General features: G+C 74.0%; 11 protein-coding genes. 2 read left to right on the forward strand and 9 right to left on the reverse strand.

What is annotated here, in order from left to right; genetic code table 11:
* Positions 1-136: 136 nt before the first annotated feature.
* From BMZ30_RS10620 to purL, 6 genes are all read right to left on the reverse strand, one after another.
* On the reverse strand, positions 137-1,804 hold the full coding sequence (locus BMZ30_RS10620) for an FAD-dependent oxidoreductase (RefSeq protein WP_093378373.1): 1,668 nt from the start codon (positions 1,802-1,804) through the stop codon (positions 137-139).
* Entirely contained in the window at positions 1,801-4,050 is a 2,250-nt protein-coding gene (locus tag BMZ30_RS10625) for a molybdopterin oxidoreductase family protein (protein WP_093378375.1), read from the reverse strand. The genes BMZ30_RS10620 and BMZ30_RS10625 overlap by 4 nt, the downstream gene beginning before the upstream one ends.
* 2 nt (positions 4,051-4,052) lie before the next feature.
* Positions 4,053-5,465, reverse strand: coding sequence for an MFS transporter (locus BMZ30_RS10630; protein WP_093378377.1), 1,413 nt, complete (start codon positions 5,463-5,465; stop codon positions 4,053-4,055).
* A gap of 346 nt (positions 5,466-5,811) precedes the next feature.
* Positions 5,812-7,011, reverse strand: coding sequence for an FAD-dependent oxidoreductase (locus tag BMZ30_RS10640; RefSeq protein WP_268248168.1), 1,200 nt, complete (start codon positions 7,009-7,011; stop codon positions 5,812-5,814).
* A 144-nt stretch (positions 7,012-7,155) separates the two neighbouring features.
* The gene (locus BMZ30_RS10645) at positions 7,156-8,145 is read right to left on the reverse strand and encodes a hypothetical protein (RefSeq protein WP_093378383.1); all 990 of its coding nucleotides are present in this window, start codon (positions 8,143-8,145) and stop codon (positions 7,156-7,158) included.
* A 225-nt stretch (positions 8,146-8,370) separates the two neighbouring features.
* Positions 8,371-10,692 (reverse strand): phosphoribosylformylglycinamidine synthase subunit PurL, encoded by a 2,322-nt coding sequence (purL, locus tag BMZ30_RS10650; RefSeq protein WP_093378387.1) that lies wholly within the window; start codon positions 10,690-10,692, stop codon positions 8,371-8,373.
* A 648-nt stretch (positions 10,693-11,340) separates the two neighbouring features.
* Between purL and BMZ30_RS10655 the strand changes: the two genes are divergently transcribed.
* Positions 11,341-11,970, forward strand: a complete 630-nt coding sequence (locus BMZ30_RS10655; RefSeq protein WP_143073184.1) for a DUF2599 domain-containing protein — start codon at positions 11,341-11,343, stop codon at positions 11,968-11,970.
* On the opposite strand, the gene BMZ30_RS10660 is transcribed toward BMZ30_RS10655, so the two are convergent.
* Positions 11,967-12,902 (reverse strand): alpha/beta hydrolase, encoded by a 936-nt coding sequence (locus BMZ30_RS10660; protein WP_093378393.1) that lies wholly within the window; start codon positions 12,900-12,902, stop codon positions 11,967-11,969. The genes BMZ30_RS10655 and BMZ30_RS10660 overlap by 4 nt on opposite strands.
* A gap of 58 nt (positions 12,903-12,960) precedes the next feature.
* Here BMZ30_RS10660 and BMZ30_RS10665 point away from each other — a divergent pair, with 58 nt between their 5' ends.
* Positions 12,961-13,761 (forward strand): hydroxymethylpyrimidine/phosphomethylpyrimidine kinase, encoded by an 801-nt coding sequence (locus tag BMZ30_RS10665; RefSeq protein WP_093378396.1) that lies wholly within the window; start codon positions 12,961-12,963, stop codon positions 13,759-13,761.
* A gap of 114 nt (positions 13,762-13,875) precedes the next feature.
* Here the strand turns inward: BMZ30_RS10665 and BMZ30_RS10670 are convergent, their stop codons facing one another.
* Together BMZ30_RS10670 and BMZ30_RS10675 are read right to left on the reverse strand one after the other, a co-directional pair.
* Entirely contained in the window at positions 13,876-15,978 is a 2,103-nt protein-coding gene (locus BMZ30_RS10670; RefSeq protein ID WP_093378400.1) for an acyl-CoA dehydrogenase family protein, read from the reverse strand.
* A 60-nt stretch (positions 15,979-16,038) separates the two neighbouring features.
* A complete protein-coding gene (locus BMZ30_RS10675) occupies positions 16,039-16,806 on the reverse strand; it encodes a TetR/AcrR family transcriptional regulator (RefSeq protein ID WP_229828698.1) in 768 nt (255 codons plus the stop codon).
* Positions 16,807-16,864 lie beyond the last annotated feature (58 nt).

Here is a 16,864-nt window from a genome sequence, read left to right on the forward strand (position 1 = left end):
CGACGAGCGCACGGCGACACGCGGTGGAGGGCGCCACCCGTCGCCCGCCCAACCTAGCCCGCCGATCCCGACAGCCCGCCCCGATCCCGACAGCCCGCCGAGTCCGATAGCCCGGCCCCGCGTGCGACAGGAGGGCCTATCTGGCTCGGGACCCAGCTATCGGACTCGGCGACGTGGGGGGCGGGGCCTGCCGGGGATCCGGGGTCCGCGCCGTTGCAGGCTCCGGCGTCGGGGCCGGCTGGGCCGGGTCGGACTCGCGGAGCCAGTCGAGGATGCCGCAGACCGGCTCGGTGCAGCCGCCGCACCCCGTCGTCGCACGGGTGGCGCGAGCGACGTCGTCGAGCGTGCGGGCGCCGTCGGCCCAGGACTCGACCAGGTCGCCCTTGGTGACGCCGTTGCAGCGGCAGATGGTCGCGCGGTCCGGGATCCGCACGGGCGACTCCGCCCCCGTGGCCGCGACCGGCCCCACGGCGCGGACCAGGAGCTGCGCGGGGTCGCGCGGCACGAGGGTCCCGCGGGTGTAGGCGGCGACGACGTCGGCCGCGACCGCGCCGCTGCCCACGCACGTCGCCCCGACGACCCGCCCGCCCTGGACGACGACCTCGACGTGCCGGCCCTCGTCCGGGTCGGAGAGCCGCACGGTCCGCCGGGGGTGGGCGTCGCAGCGCGGCGGACGCTGCGTCCCGGAGATGCCCATCGTCACGATGTCGACGCCGCGCCCCTTCACGCGCACGACGTCGTTGCCGCCCTCCCCGACGGTCCCCGCGCAGGAGTCGTGGTCGCCTCCCGCACCGGCGCTCCCGAGGTGCGGCTCGCCGTCGGGCACGATCGCCCGGCCCTCGGCCCTGGCCACGAGCGCCACGGCGAGCCGGCGCGCCTGGTCCCACCCGGGTGCGATCAGGCCGCGCACCCCTTCCGGGGGCTGCGCACAGTCGCCGACGGCGTAGACGTCACCGTCGGCGACGCTCGCGAGGTCGTGCCCGACGACGACGCCGTGGTCGACCGGCAACCCGGCGTCGCGGGCGAGCCGGGTCTCCGGCGCCGCGCCGATCGCGAGGACGAGCAGGTCCGCGGGCAGGGTCGCGGTGTCGTCGAGGCGCACGCCCGCCAGGCGCCCGCCGGCGACGAGCACTTCGGCGGCGCCGACACCCGTGCGGACCGTCACCCCGAGCCCGCCGAGCGCCTGGGCCGCGACCTCCCCGGCGCCCGCGTCGAGCTGGGCGTTCATGAGCCCGCGCGGGTGCACCAGGTCGACGGTGCCGCGTGCGCCGCGCCGGCCCTCCGCAGCCCGCCGCGCGAGACCCACGGCCACCTCCACGCCGAGCACTCCCCCGCCCAGCACCACCGACCGGCGCGCGTTGACCGTCGCGGCGACGATCTCCCGCGCGTCGTCGATCGTCCGCAGCACGTGCACGCCGGGCAGGAGACCGTCACCGCGGCGGATCCCGGGCAGGTCGGGCACGCGGGCGGTCGCGCCGGTCGCGAGGACGAGCACGTCGTAGCGGTGCCGCCCGCCCGCGGAGTCGGTGACGAGCTTCGCGTCCCGGTCCACGGCGACGGCCGCGAGGCCGGGCCACAGGCCGATCCGCGGGTCGACGACGGGCGGCAGGCCGATCGACGCGACGTCGTACGCGCCGGCGACGACCTCGGACAGCAGCACCCGGTTGTACGGCTGGCAGTCCTCTGCGCCCAGGACGGTCACGTCCAGCGCGTGCGCACCGGCGGGCCCCGCCGCGCTCCGGGCGCACAGCTCCTCGACCAGCCGCGAGCCCACCATCCCGTTCCCGACCACGACGACCCTCATGCCGCACCCCCGGCGAGCTCGCGTGCGGTGTGCGCGTCCGCGAGCGCCCGCTCCGCGTCCAGCTCGGCGGGGCCGACCACCTCGATCCGCACGGTCGCGACCTTGAACTCGGGCATCCCGGAGACGGGGTCGGTCGCGCTCGTCGTGAGCCGGTTGACGCTGCCGGCACCGGGCCAGTGGAACGGCATGAACACCGTGTCGGGCCGGGCGCTGCGCGTGAGCCGCGCTTGCGCGAGTGCCGTCCCGCGGCGGGACGTGAGGCGGACGGTGTCGCCCTCGTCGACGCCGTAGAGGTCGGCGAGCAGGGGGTGGATCTCGACGTAGGCCTCGGGCGCGGCGGCGGCGAGCTCCGGGACGCGTCGGGTCTGGGCGCCCGACTGGTACTGCTGCAGCACGCGCCCGGTCACGAGGTGCACGGGGTGGTCGGCGTCGAGCACGTCCACCGGGCCGCGGTGGTCGACGGACACGAGGCGCGCCCGGCCGTCCGCCGTCGGGAAGCCGTCGAGGAACACCCGGGGCGTCCCGGGGTGCTCAGGCGACGGGACGGGCCAGAACAGGCCAGCGTCGTCGGCGCCGTCGGTCGCGGCCTCGTGGGCGTCGAGGCGCGCGTGCGACAGGCCCGCATAGTCGGCCCGTCCGCCGGCGCTGGCTCGGGCGAGCTCGTCGAACACGACCGCCGGGTCCGTCGACCACGTCCCCGGGGCCTCGAGCCGGCGGGCGAGCTCCGCCATCACCCACAGCTCAGAGCGCGCCCCGGCCGGCCCGTCGAGCGCCCGACGACGTCGCAGCACCCGGCCCTCGAGGCTCGTCATGGTCCCTTCCTCCTCCGCCCACTGCAGGACGGGCAGCACGACGTCGGCGCTCGCGGCGGTCTCGGAGAGCACGACGTCGCTGACGACGAGCAGGTCGAGGGCGGCGAGGCGATCGCGGACCGCGCGGGCGTCGGGGGCGGAGACGAGGATGTTGGAGCCGTGCACGAGCAGCGCACGAGGGCCGTCCGCGCGGCCGAGGGAGTCCAAGAGCTCGACGGCGGGTTTGCCCGGCCCGGGGATCGAGGCGGGGTCGACCCCCCAGACCCCGGCAACGTGCGTGCGGGCGGTCGGATCGGTGATCGAGCGGTACCCGGGGAGCTGGTCGGCCTTCTGGCCGTGCTCGCGCCCGCCCTGGCCGTTGCCCTGGCCCGTGAGCGTCCCGTACCCGGAGCCGACGCGGCCCACGAGCCCCAGGAGCAGCGCGAGGTTGATCGCGGCCGTCGCGCCGTCGGTGCCCTGGCGCGACTGCTCGAGACCGCGCCCCGTGAGGATGTACGCCCCGCCCCCGCGGCGCGCCGGGCTCGCGTCCGCCAGCAGCCGCGCGACGCGGCGGATCTCCGCGGCCGGGACGCCGGTGACCTGCTCGGTCCGCTCGGGCCACCATGCGGCCAGGAAGCCGCGCATCCGCTCGAGGCCGGAGGTGCGCGCGGCGAGGTAGTCGTCGTCGGACAGGCCCTCGGCGACGACGACGTGGGCGAGGCCGAGCAGGAGCGCCAGGTCGGTGCCGGCCGTGGGCTGGAGGTGCACGCCTGCGCCGTCGGCGGCGAGCTCGGCGGTCGCGGACCGTCGCGGGTCGACGACGACGAGTCCCCCGCGCGCACGGGCGCCGGCGAGGTGGGCGACGAACGGCGGCATCGTCTCCGCCGGGTTCGAGCCGACGAGCAGGACGGCCTGCGCGCCGTCGAGGTCCGTGACCGGGAACGGCAGGCCGCGGTCGAGCCCCAGGCTGCGGTTCGCGGCGGCGGCGGCGGACGACATGCAGAAGCGGCCGTTGTAGTCGATGTTCGCGGTGCCCAGCGCGAGCCGCGCGAACTTGCCCAGCTGGTAGGCCTTCTCGTTGGTGAGGCCGCCGCCACCGAACACCGCGACGGCGTCGGCCCCGTGCTCGTTGCGGATCGCGCGCAGGCGCTCGGCCAGGTGGTCGAGGGTCTCGGTCCAGCCCGCGGGGTGCAGCGCGCCGTCGGCGCCCCGGACGAGCGGGGTCGTGAGGCGATCGGGGGCCACCAGCACCGACGCCGACGTCCAGCCCTTCTGGCACAGCCCGCCCCGGTTCGTCGGGAACGCTCGGCCGCTCACGGTGACCGGGAGGGTACGTGCTGAGGCGAGCACCGCCGTCGGCCCTGCGGCGGGTCCCGGTGCGGCGGGCGCCGCCGCGGCGAGGTCCAGGCGCATGCCGCACTGCAGCGCGCAGTAGGGGCAGTGCGTGGCTGTCATGGTCAGACGCCCTCGGCGGCGAACGCCGAGCTGCGCCGCACGTACACCGTCCACGTCGCGGCGGCCATTGCCACGTAGACGCCCGCGAACAGGACGAGGGCGGGGATCAGCGAGCCGGCGACCGACGTCGAGAGCGCGAAGCCGCGGGGAACCAGGAACCCGCCCAGCGCGCCGACGGCGCCCGCGATGCCGAGGCATCCCGCCGCGGCCTGCCGGGCGCGCCCCAGGCCGTCGGGTACGACGCCGGCGCGGAAGATCGCGGGGATCATCCGGTAGGTCGAGCCGTTGCCGACGCCGGACGCGACGAACAGCAGCAGGAACGAGCCGAAGAACAGGCCGAACGAGTGCTGCTGCAGCCCGAGGACCGCGCCGAGCGCGCCGAGGGCCAGCACCCCGAAGCACACGATCGTCAGGCGCGCGCCACCGACGCGGTCCGCGAGGATCCCGCCCACGGGACGGGAGAGCGCGCCGACCAGGGCACCGAGGAACGCGACCGAGAGACCGACCTCCGGGAACTGGGTCTTCAGCAGCGTGGGCAGCGCGCCGGCGTAGCCGATGAACGAGCCGAACGTGCCGATGTACAGGACCGAGATCAGCCAGGTGTGCGGGTTGCGGCCGGCGGCGGCGAAGCTCTGCGGGTCGGAGGCGACGCCTGCGAGGTTGTCCATCCAGCGCCAGGCGATCAGCGCGCCGAGCAGGGCCAGCGGGATGAACACCAGGCCCGCGCGCTCGAGGTGCACCCCGGCGCCCGCGGTGATGACGAGCGGCACGGCGAGCTGGACGAGCCCGGTGCCGAGGTTGCCGCCAGCCGCGTTCAGGCCCAGCGCCTTGCCCTTCTCTCGCTCGGGGTAGAAGAAGCTGATGTTCGTCATCGAGGACGCGAAGTTGCCGCCGCCGAAGCCGGCGAGGCCGGCGATCGCGAGGAGGACCGCGAACGAGGTCTCGGGTCGCTGGACCACCCACGCCAGGCTGGCGGCGGGGATGAGCAGCAGGAGCGCGGAGATGATCGTCCAGTTGCGGCCACCGAACACCGGGACCGCGAACGTGTACGGGACGCGCATGAACGCGCCCACGAGGCTCGGCACGGCGATCAACCAGAACTGCTGGTCGACCGTCAGGGCGAACCCGGCGCCGGGAAGCTGCGGGACGACGACGCTCCACAGGGCCCACACGCAGAACCCGATCAGCTCGGCGTAGACCGACCCGCCGAGGTTGCGCCGCGCGACCTTCCGGCCGACGTGCTGCCAGTACGCAGGGTCCTCGGGGTCCCAGCCGTCGATCCAGCCGCCGGGGCGGCGGGTCAGTCGTGGGGCTGCGGGCGGCCTGGTCCCGGAAGCAGACGGTGCGAGCGTGGCGTCGTCGGGCGCTGAGGCGGGGGCGGTGACGGGTGCGGTGACGGGTGCGGGAGCGGTCACGTCGGTGCTCCTTCCGGTGTCGGGGACGTGGAAGGAGTCTTCAGCCGCGGTGTTTCCGCGGGACGCGGCAGGAGTAAATCGCCCGTAACGAACTGCTCACACGCCGCCGCCAGCCGCTGTGAAGCACCGCCTCCCCCCGCCGCCCCGCCCAGTCCGACCCCGCCCGCCCCGACCCCGCCCGCCCCGACCCGGCCCGCAGCCCCACCCCTGCCTGCCCCGAAGCCCGCGACTTCGTGACTTCACCCTCCACTTCGCGACATAGAAGTCGCGATCTCGCGACAAAGTCGCGAAGTCACGGACCCTGACGGCTCCGGAGCGCCGTGCCCGCCGATCGTGCGTCGCAGGCTCAGCGTGCGAAGCGGGACAGCGCGAACCGGCCGGCTGCCGCGCCGACCGGGCCGTCCGGGTCATCGGTCGCGAGGTCGGCGAGGACCCGCCCGATCGCCGGTGCGAACTTGAACCCGTGTCCCGAGAACCCTGCCGCGAGCACGATCCTGCCCGCACGGTCGAGCACGAAGTCCTCGTCCGGCGTCGTCGTGTAGGTGCAGGAGATCGGCTCCAGATCGTCGGGGTCGACGCCCGGCACCCAGTGCGCGACGTACTCCTGGAGCGCGGCGAGGCGACCGGGCTCGGCCTCGAAGGTCCGCCGGTCCGGGTCCGTCACGACGCCGACGCCGTGGAAGCCCACCTTGATCCCCTCGCCTGGCGTCGCCATGCCGTAGGCGTCCGCGGGTCGGCGCGGCCCGGATCCGTCGGCTGTCGGGGCATGCGTGAAGGTCGGCCAGTCCGCCTCCGCCGGAGCGCCGGCGCGGAGCTGGAAGTGGGCGGGCTGCTCCTGCGTGACGACGACGGGCAGCGCCCGGCCCGCACCCAACGCTCGGGGCGCCTCCCCCACGCGAGCGACGCCGACGGCCAGTGCGCCTGCGAGCAGCCGGTTGACCCACGCGCCGGCGGCCAGCACGACGCGGTCCGCCAGCAGCTCGCCGCCGTCGGTGCTCACGCGGACGCCGCCAGGGACCGGGTTGATCGCGCGCACGGGCGTCTCGTGGCGCACGACGGCGCCCCGCGCGCGAGCGACCTGCTGGAACGCGGTAACCGCACGGTCCGCGTGCAGCCGGCCAGCGGTGCTCGGCTCGTGCAGCACCACGCCCTCGAACCGCAGACCGGGCCACCGCTCGGCTGCCTCGTCGGGAGACAGCCACGCGTGCGGGACAGCGCGGGCCTCGAACGCCGCGCCGATGTCGTCGCGGCGCCGCCCACCGTGGCTCACACCGCCGGTGAGCGTAAGCACGTCGGCGCCTGACTCGCGCTCCAGCGCACGCCACAGCCCGAGTGCTTCCTGCGCGAGATCGAGGTACTCCGGCTGCGCATACGCGGTCCGGTAGATGCGCGAGGCGCCGTGCGACGCGCCGTTCAGGTGGCCCGGCCCGAACTGCTCGAAGAGCACGACGTCGCGACCGAGTCCCGCGAGCGCCCACGCCGCGGCCGAGCCCATCACCCCACCGCCGACGACGACGACGTCCACTCGCTCGATCTGCCCAGCCACCAGCGCGCTCGCTCTCCGTGTGCCGCGTCCGCCGCAGATGCACTGCGTGCGAGCGCGGGTCTGACCCTCGTGTGAGGACCGTAGCCCCGCCCATGGGTCCGGGCGGCGCCCGTTCGGATCGCGGCACGCGACCTGCATCTCCATTCAGAGCAGGAGATGGCGCTGCGGCGTCAGCACGTCGCGGACCGACGGCGGGACGAGGGCGACGAGGCGTCGGTGCAGCGCTGCGACGTCGCGAAAGTCGTCGCGGGTGAGTCGCAGGATCCTCCACCCTGCTTCGACGAGCGCGTCGTGCCGCCGCTTCTCCTCGAACACGACGCGTCCCGGATCCCCGCCGGACAGGTCCGTGTACTTGACCAGCCCGTCGAACTCGATCAGCACGCGCCAGTCGCGCCAGCCCATGTCGGCGCGGAACTCACCGAGCCTCGTTGCGACCACGATCTGCAGCTCAGGAGCGGGAAGGCCTGCGGCCAGCGCGTGCAGGCGAGTGAAGGTCTCCCAGGGCGACTCCGCACGCGCGTCGGCCAGTGTCAGCACCGTGCGAGCACGACGGACACCGCGACGCCCCGGCTGCGAATTCACGAGTGCCGCCATCGCCGCGGGGTCGGCCCCGTGGCGCAGCGCGTCGTCGGCGACCACGAGACCATGCGGCACCCGCCGCCCGCGGGCGATGTCGACGACCGTCCGCTCGAGCGTGGTGAGCCGCACGCCACCGCGCTCGGTCACGTCCTCGGCGCCCAGGGTGAGCACGTGGCGCACGATGTCCGGGGCCGCACGGGAGCTCGGGTTGTGCGCCGAGACGACGTGCACCTGCTCTGGCAGGCGCCACAATCGCAGGCCCCACAGCAACGCCGCCGACTCGTGCGAGAGGACCGGAGTGTCGCCGCCCCGCGCTCGTGCCGCCTCCACGACGCCGGAGATGCGCGCCAGGGCTCGGCGCGTGGCTGTGGCATGCCGACCGGGTGACACCGTGAGCGCCGAGGGCTCGACGTAGGCGCCGCGTCGGATCCGCTGCCACTTCCCGTCACGCAGGAGCTTCGCCGCGGTGGCTCCGGGGACATGGCGCGCAAGATGGACGGGCGGCAGCGTGACGGCGGGCAGCAGCTGCGGTGAGGTGGCAGGTGAGTTGGACACACCCCCACCCAACCGCTGCAGGGCTGCTCCGCCCCGCTATCCACAGCCCCCCTACCCACCACCGTCCCGCGACTTCGTGACTTTCCCCGTGAGATCGCGACTTCAAAGTCACGAAGTCACGCGAAACTCACGATCTCGCGGGCGGAGGGCAGCGCGGCGTAGGGCAGCGCAGCGCGGCGGAACGCGGCGCGGCGCGGGCGCAGCAGCGCCGGCCTGCGCCGCCCGTCAGCCGAAGATGCGCGGGAGCGTCGCCTCCGACGTCGCGCGGGCCTCGCCGACGCCGATGGTGAACAGGCCGTCGACGACGAGCGCCTCGGCGTCGTCCACGAGCGCGCTGGTCTCGCCGATCTTCAGGTACGGGACGCCGCGGGCCACGCACGCGTCGACCAGGCGGACCTCCTCGCCACGCGGCACGGACACGATCGCGCGGGCGGCGGACTCGCTGAACAGCGCCTCGAACGGAGTGACGCCGTCGCGCTCGCACAGCGCACCGAGCGACACCCGGGCGCCGACGCCGTAGCGCAGGCTGGCCTCGAGCAGGCCCTGGGCGAGGCCGCCCTCGGAGAGGTCGTGCGCGGCGTCGACGAGCTCGTCGCGGCTCGCGTTGACGAGCACCTCCGCGAGCGCCCGCTCCGCAGCGAGGTCCACGCGGGGCGGCACGCCACCCAGGTGCTGGTGCTCGACGTCGGCCCACGCCGATCCGTCGAGCTCGGCGCGCGTGGTGCCCAGCAGGAAGATCGCCTCGCCCGGGTTCCGCCAGCCCGACGCGGTCGCGCGGGTGACGTCGTCCATCACGCCGAGCACGCCGACGACGGGCGTTGGGTGGATGGAGGAGTCGATCTGGCCGGGCTCACCGGTGCCGTTGTACAGCGACACGTTGCCGCCGGTCACGGGGACGCCGAGGGTCTGGCACGCGTCTGCGAGGCCCTCGATGGCCTCGACGAGCTGCCACATGGAGTCGGGGTCCTCGGGCGAACCGAAGTTCAGGCAGTCGGTCACGGCGAGGGGGCGAGCCCCCACGGTCGCGACGTTCCGGTACGCCTCCGCGAGCGCCAGCTGGGCGCCGGTGCGGGGGTCGAGCTTCGCGTAGCGGCCGTTGGCGTCCGTCGCGAGGGCGACCCCGCGCCCGGTGACCTCGTCGACCCGGATGACGCCGCCGTCGTCGGGCATCGCGAGCGCGGTGTTGCCCTGGACGAAGCGGTCGTACTGGTTGGTGACCCAAGCCTTGGAGGCGAGGTTCGGGGAACCGAGCAGGCGCAGCGCCGTGGCCCGCAGCTCCTCGCCGCTCTCCGGACGTGCCAGACCTGCCGCGACGACACCGTCGGCGTTCAGCCCGTCCTGCCACGCCGGGCGCGCATACGGGCGGTGGTAGACGGGGCCCTCGTGCGCGACGGTGCGCGGGTCGACGTCGACGATCCGCTGCCCGTGGTGGTCGATCGTCAGGCGGCCGGAGTCGTTGACCTCGCCGATCACGGCGGTCTCGACGTCCCACTTCGCGGTGATCGCGAGGAACTCGTCGAGCTTCGCGGGCGCAACGACGGCCATCATGCGCTCCTGCGACTCGCTCATGAGGATCTCGCCGGCGTTGAGGCTCGGGTCGCGCAGCAGGACGTCGTCGAGCCACACGTGCATGCCGCCGTCACCGTTGGACGCGAGCTCGCTCGTCGCGCAGGAGATGCCGGCTGCGCCGAGGTCCTGGATGCCCTCGACCACCTGGGCCGCGTACAGCTCGAGGCAGCACTCGATGAGCACCTTCTCCATGAACGGGTCGCCCACCTGGACGCTCGGGCGCTTGGCGGGCACGCCGTCCTCGAACGTCTCGGACGCGAGGATCGACGCGCCGCCGATGCCGTCGCCGCCCGTGCGGGCGCCGAACAGCACGACCTTGTTCCCGACGCCGGACGCGTTGGCCAGGTGGATGTCCTCGTGCCGCAGCACGCCCACGCACAGGGCGTTGACCAGCGGGTTGCCCTGGTAGGAGGCGTCGAAGACGAGCTCGCCGCCGATGTTCGGCAGGCCCAGGGAGTTGCCGTAGCCGCCGACGCCGGACACGACCCCGTGCACGACGCGTGCGGTGTCCGGGTGGTCGACCGCACCGAACCGCAGCTGGTCCATGACGGCCACGGGGCGCGCGCCCATCGAGATGATGTCGCGGACGATCCCGCCGACGCCGGTCGCGGCGCCCTGGTAGGGCTCGACGAAGCTCGGGTGGTTGTGCGACTCGACCTTGAACGTCACGGCCCAGCCGTCGCCGATGTCGACGACGCCCGCGTTCTCGCCGATGCCGACGAGCAGGTGCTTGCGCATCTCGTCGGTGGTCTTCGCGCCGAAGGTCGACAGGTGCACCTTGGACGACTTGTACGAGCAGTGCTCGGACCACATGACGGAGTACATGGCGAGCTCGGCGGCCGTGGGGCGGCGGCCGAGGATGTCGCGGATGCGCTGGTACTCGTCGACCTTGAGGCCGAGCTCGGCGTACGGCTGGACCTCGTCCGGCGTCTGCGCGGCGGTCTCGACGGTGTCCACGGTGGGCTGGGGCGCGGTCATCGGTTCCCTCAAGGCTGGTGGGCGGGCGCGGCGTGCGGGCGACGCACAGCGAGCTGGCGTCGTCCGCGCGCTGGCCTGGGGCGGGCGCGCGTCCGGGTGCTCCTCCGTGCGGCGAGGCGCGGTCAGTCTATCCGCGCGCCAGCGGCCGGCGACCGGCGTCTCACCCGGGCGCGGGGGACGTCAGGCTCGGCCGTCGCGTCAGAAGAGGACGACGAGCGCGGGAGCCGCGATCGCGAGCACCGCCGCGCCGATCATGACGAGCAGGAACGCGCCCGCCACCTTGAGGATCGTCGAGGTCATCGTCTGCCGCGTCATCGCGCGCTCCTGTCATCGGCCCGGCAGGCGCCGGTTCCCCCGAAGGTAGCGGGCACCCGCCGCGGCGACAAGGAGGGCGCACGTCCCAGCCGTCCGCCCTGGGGACCGCCCCGTCCTACGCTGGGCGCCATGCCCCGTCACGCCCCACGCCCCGCGACAGTCGTCGCTGTCGGGGCACTGCTGGCCCTCGCGGCGTGCACGGAAACGTCGCCGGGCGAACCTGCGCCGAGCACGTCCGCGCCCTCCGCCACGACCTCCCCCACCGCGACGGAGTCCGCCCCCGGCCCAGCACTGTCGCGGGCGGAGTCGGCCTCGACCGCGTCAGGTCGGGTCGTGCAGGCGACACTGTCCGGCGACGGCGACGGCGACCTCGCCCTCGAGACCGGGTCGCCGCGCTTCGACGGCGGCGCGGACCTGACGGCCACGCTGACCACCCCCGAGGCGGCGCTCACGGTCACGATTCCCGACGCAGCGCCCGAGGTGACCGCCGACCGCTCCGTCGTCCTGCGCTACACCGACGGCTCGGGCGGCCTCACCACGCCTCGGGCGACCGCCGCCCACGGTGGCCGCGCACGCGTGGCGACCGACGTCGTCGGCTCCTCGGTCGTGATCACGCCCCGGACGAGGGCCGACGACGGCGCGACCTTCCCCGTCGAGGTCACCGTGTCCTTCGCGCCCACGGCGATCGACCGGGTCGTCTGGGCAGACCGGCTCGAGGGCGGCCGGTCGCTGCAGGTCTTCCCGACGCCGTGGGGACGGACCGCGTCCCAGGCGGCGGGAGCGGCGGCGTGGGACGGCCTCGTGCTGCTCGCGCCGGAGGCCGACACCGACGTCATGAACAAGCAGCTGCGCTGCCACCTGCTCGGAGCACCGGAGAAGGAGAGCTGGAACCTCGAGCCGTGGCGGCCCGACGTCGGCTACACGCAGTACCTGCTCGCGCGCTGCAACCCGGTGGCGGACTAGTCCGGGCGTCCGCCGAGCGCGAGCTGGATCTCCGCCCGCACCTCGTCGAGCAGGGTGCTGAACCCGGGCTCCTCGACCGGGAAGTGCCCGCACCCGGCCAGGGTGACGTAGCGCGTCGGCACCGGGAGCGACGCGAGGAAGTCCGTGCTGAGCCCCGGCGGCGTCCAACGGTCCTCCCCCGGGTGCACCAGCAGCACCGGCGGCCCGTCGTACGCCTCCGGCCGGACCACAGGCCCCGCCTCGAGGAAGTCGCGGAACCACCGCAGGGGCATCGTGCCACCGCCGCCGCGCCTGTCCCGCAGGACTTCCGCGGTGAGGCCCGGGTGGTTGGAGATCGCCCGCATCGGCGCGATCCAGCGCACGGGAACCCGGAGCCGAGCGAGCGCCCCTGGCACGCGTCGCAGCACGGGTATCCCGAGCGTCGCGAGCCAGGGCGCCCGCACGACGGCGGCGCGCACCTCGGGCCTGGTCGCGTCGAGCAGACACGTGGCCACGACGCGTGAGACGCGGCCGGAGACCGCGGCGGTGTCGACCGCGAGCATCCCGCCCATGCTCGCGCCCACGGCGAGCAGGGGACGATCGTCGTGCTCCGCCTCGACGAGGTCGACGAGGAGCCGCTGCCAGCCGGCGTAGAGGATGGGCTGGCGGCCCACCGGGCGGGTGCGCCCGTAGCCGGGCAGGTCGACGACCGTCACCTCGGCGCCGCACGCGGCCAGGTGCGCGGCGAACGGCCACAGTGCTGCGGCGTTGCCGCCCGCGCCGTGGATCAGGAGCAGGCGAACGGGCGCGTCGGGCGACCCGACGCGCTCGACGTGCACCTGCCAGCCCTCCCAGGTCCACGTCCGCGCCGTGCGTGGCACCCCTTCGGGAATTGCCGGTGCGTACGGCTCGTACCGGCGATCCTCGGCGTCGAGCGTGGCGTCGCGTTCCATCTGTCTGACCCTAGGGTGCGCGTGGCGACCCTCGGTCGTGCGGGTGGAAGATGGTCACATGGTGAATCTTGCTTTTGTGGTGGCCGGGTCCGAGGCGACCGGCGGCGCCGGCATCCAGACCGACCTCAAGACCTTCCAGCAGCTCGGCGTCTTCGGCGTCGGCGCGCTCACGTGCATCGTGTCGTTCGACCCCAAGAACGACTGGGGCCACCGGTTCGTGCCGGTCGAGCCTCAGGTGATCGCGGACCAGATCGAGGCCGCGACCTCGACGCACGACCTCGACGTCGTGAAGATCGGCATGCTGGGCACGCCCGCGACCATCGACCAGGTCGCGACGTCGCTCGCGGCGCAGCCGTGGCGGCACGTGGTCCTCGACCCGGTGCTGATCTGCAAGGGCCAGGAGCCCGGCGCCGCGCTCGACACCGACACCGCCCTGCGCGCGCAGATCCTGCCGCTCGCCACGGTCGTCACGCCGAACCTCTTCGAGTCCCTGACGCTGTCCGGCATGGACGCGATCGAGACGGTCGAGGACCTGACCGAGGCCGCCCGGCGGATCGCGGCCGAGAGCGGCGCGGCCGTCGTTGCCAAGGGCGGGACGGAGCTGCCCGGCCCCGACGCCGTGGACGTGCTGGTCGAGGGCGACGAGGTCACGATCTTCTCCGTGCCCAAGATCGGCGAGGAGCGCGTGAGCGGCGCGGGCTGCACGTTCGCGGCCGCGATCACCGCCGAGCTGGCCAAGGGCGCGACCGTCAAGGACGCCGTCGCGGTGGCCAAGAAGCTCGTCACGGCGGCCGTCGAGGCCCGCGTGGCCTCCAAGGCCCCGTTCACGTCGGTCTGGCAGGGCGCCTACCAGGGCTGAGCACACCCCTTCGATCGCCGAGTCCGATAGTCAGGTCCCGAGTCCGATACGAAGCGCTATCGGAGTCGGGCCCGAACTATCGGACTCGGCGGAGTGGGTGGCGCCGTCAGTGCGTCAGCGCTTGGAACCAGCCTTCTTCTTCATCGACTTCTCGCTGACCGGCTCGTCACCGCTCGCGCGCAGGCGCCGGTAGTAGTCGCGGGCCTCGTCCTGACGTTCGCGCTCACCACCGGTCGCGATCGGCGCGCGGTGCAGCCCGGCGTCGAACCCGAACGCGTCGACGAGGTCCTGCGCGTGGGGCCGCAGACGACGCAGCAACCGCTCGATGTAGCTGGTCACCGTGCGGGCGCGCTGCCCGGACAGCCGCCCGTTGATCAGGTACCACGCCATGTTCTGCTCGATCAGGTGCAGGCCGAACAGGTCCCGGACCCAGGTCATGACCTGGCGCGTGCCCGCGTCCTCGATCTCGCCGAGGCCCTTGGTGAACGCCTCCCAGTACAGGAGGTCGGCGTGCGCGCGGGCGGCCTCGATGAGCTCGTGCTGGTGCTCGTTGAACAGCGCGGCGCCCTTGTCGCGGCTCATCTTCTGCGCGGGACGCAGCGCCTGGGCGACCTCGGCCACCATGGTCTCGACCCGGTCGGTGAGCAGGTCGCGCTGGGCCTCCTCGGAGCGCAGGTGCCCCGCGGACCGGCGGGCCGAACCCTGGTCCGCGAACGCCTGGGCCGCGCGGGCGATGGGCGTTCGGTACAGGACCGTGTCCGCCGCCTTCTCGATCGCGAAGCGCGCGAGGCCGCCGACGTCGATCCCCTTCATGTCGTTCGCGTAGTCCGCGAGCAGTCGCTTGCCCACGAGCTGCAGCAGCACGGTGTTGTCGCCCTCGAACGTCACGTACACGTCGAGGTCGGCGCGCAGCCCGGTGAGGCGGTTCTCCGCCATGAAGCCCGCGCCGCCGCAGGCCTCGCGCGCCACCTGGAGCGCCTCGAGAGCGTTCCAGGTCGACGTCGGCTTGAGCGCTGCCGCCATGGTCTCGAGGTCCTCGCGAGAGTCGGGGGTGTCGGTCTCCCCGCTGAACACCGCGTCGAACAGGTCGAGCAGCGAGTGGTGCGCGTACGTCCCGGCGTAGGCCTGGGCCACGAGCGGGAGCAGACGGCGCTGGTGCTCGGCGTAGTCGAGGAGCACGACCTCGTCGGTGTCGGAGGCGCCCGTGAACTGCCGGCGCTGGTTGCCGTACGTGACCGCGACGGTCAGGCCGAGCTTCTGCGCGTTGAGCGCGGCGCCGTCGAGCGACACGCGGCCCTGGACCAGCGAGCCGAGCATCGTGAAGAACCGACGCCCCGGGCTGTCGATCGAGGAGGTGTAGGTGCCGTCCTCGGCGACCTGGCCGTAGCGGGCCAGCAGGTCCTCGCGCGGCACCCGGACGTTCGTGAAGTGCAGCCGGCCGTTGTCGATGCCGTTGAGCCCGCCCTTGACGCCGTCGTCCTCGCCGCCGACGCCGGGCAGGAACGCGCCCGCGGTCCCGTCGGGGTTGACCTCCCGGATCGGGACGTAGAAGCAGTGCACGCCGTGGTTGACGCCGTTCGTGATGAGCTGGGCGAACACCGTGGCGGCCACGCCGTGGAGCGCGGCGTTGCCGAGGTAGTCCTTCCAGGCCCCGCGGAACGGGGTGTGGATCACGAACTCCTGCGTCTCGGGGTCGTAGGTCGCGGTCGTGCCGATGCTCGCGACGTCGGAGCCGTGGCCCGACTCGGTCATCGCGAAGGCGCCCGGCACGCTCACGTCCATGGCGCCCGGCAGGAGCCGGTCCTGCTGCTCGGGCGTGCCGAGGTGCAGGATCGCGGAGGCGAACAGGCCCCACTGGACGCCGGCCTTGATCTGCAGCGAGGGGTCCGCGGCGACGAGCTCCTCGAACCGCGCGATCGAGGCACCGTGGTCGTCGGCGCCGCCTAGGCGCGTGGGGAACGCGCGCAGCACGTCGGCCTCGGCGGCGAGAGTCTTGAGCTGTTCGAGCACACGCGCGCGGTGCTCGGGCACGGGCAGGCCCTCGATCTTGGCCATGCGCGGGTCGGCGGCGAACGCGCGGGCGGCCAGGCGCATGTCACGCCAGCGGCCCAGGAGCTGGGCGCCGAGCGCCTCGACGTCGACCTGCGGGGCCGCGACGGCCTCGTCGGGGGAAGCGGCGGACGGGGCTGGCCGGCGGTCGGTGGTTGCGGTGCTCATCGGGACTCCTTTGTCTCCAGCGGGATCGAGCGGTGCCGGCGAGCCGGCGAGCAGTGCGGGTCAGGTCTGGCGGCGCCCGGCGGCGTCGCGCGCGAGCAGGCCGATCGGGCCGGCCCACAGCCAGGCGGTGATCTGGGTGGCGAACGCCTCGCGGTCCGGGGTGCCCGGGGCGTCGCGGTTGGATAGCCACCACTCGCCGGTGGCGGTGACGAAGCCGACGGCGCCCGAGGCCCAGGCGTTGATCTGCGCGTCGTCGTAGTTGTCGCCGCCGACCTCCTGCGCGAACGGCCGGGCGAGCAGCGCGACCACGGAGTGCAGGAACGAGCTGAGCGGGGCGGACTGCGCCGTCTCCCCGCCGCTCGGGGGCGGCGCGACCGAAGTGGCCACGGGCACGTTGCGCGTGACGAAGTAGTAGACGCTCGGCGAGTGGGCGATCATCGCCAGGTACGCGCTGACCATCTCCTGCAGCGCGGCGCGCGGCGTCGAGGCCTGGTGGTAGGCGGCGTCGAGAGTGTCGTGGATCGCGTTGACCACGGCCTCGCCGACGGCGTTCTGCAGCCCGACCTTGTCCGTGAAGTAGCGGTAGACGATCGACTTCGAGGTGCCGAGCTGGGTGGCGATCTCGTCCATGGAGATGTCGGGGCCCAGGCGGTGCACGGCCTTGCGGGCGGCGCGCACGAGTTCGGCTCGACGCGCGGCGCGGTGCTCGTCCCAGCGGGTCGAGCGGCCGTCGGGCACAGCGGAGGCGTCGGACGCGGCCGTCCTGGTGGAGGGCAGGCGTCCGGCGTTCGTCCCGTGGTCGTCGTCGACCGAGGTGATCCGGCTCACGAAACTAACAGTATCAGGTACTGTCGGTGCTAGGAACTAGCGCAACGGAGCGAGAGGG

The sequence above is a fragment of the Flavimobilis marinus genome, from assembly GCF_900113055.1.
Taxonomy (GTDB): Bacteria; Actinomycetota; Actinomycetes; order Actinomycetales; family Cellulomonadaceae; genus Flavimobilis; species Flavimobilis marinus.

What these genes read in the sequence shown, in the direction of transcription:
- BMZ30_RS10620 (WP_093378373.1), bottom strand. Translation starts at nt 1,804, where the DNA reads ATGAGGGTCGTCGTGGTCGGGAACGGGATGGTGGGCTCGCGGCTGGTC.
- BMZ30_RS10625 (WP_093378375.1), bottom strand. Translation starts at nt 4,050, where the DNA reads ATGACAGCCACGCACTGCCCCTACTGCGCGCTGCAGTGCGGCATGCGC.
- purL (WP_093378387.1), bottom strand. Translation starts at nt 10,692, where the DNA reads ATGACCGCGCCCCAGCCCACCGTGGACACCGTCGAGACCGCCGCGCAG.
- BMZ30_RS10660 (WP_093378393.1), bottom strand. Translation starts at nt 12,902, where the DNA reads ATGGAACGCGACGCCACGCTCGACGCCGAGGATCGCCGGTACGAGCCG.
- BMZ30_RS10670 (WP_093378400.1), bottom strand. Translation starts at nt 15,978, where the DNA reads ATGAGCACCGCAACCACCGACCGCCGGCCAGCCCCGTCCGCCGCTTCC.
- BMZ30_RS10665 (WP_093378396.1), top strand. Translation starts at nt 12,961, where the DNA reads ATGGTGAATCTTGCTTTTGTGGTGGCCGGGTCCGAGGCGACCGGCGGC.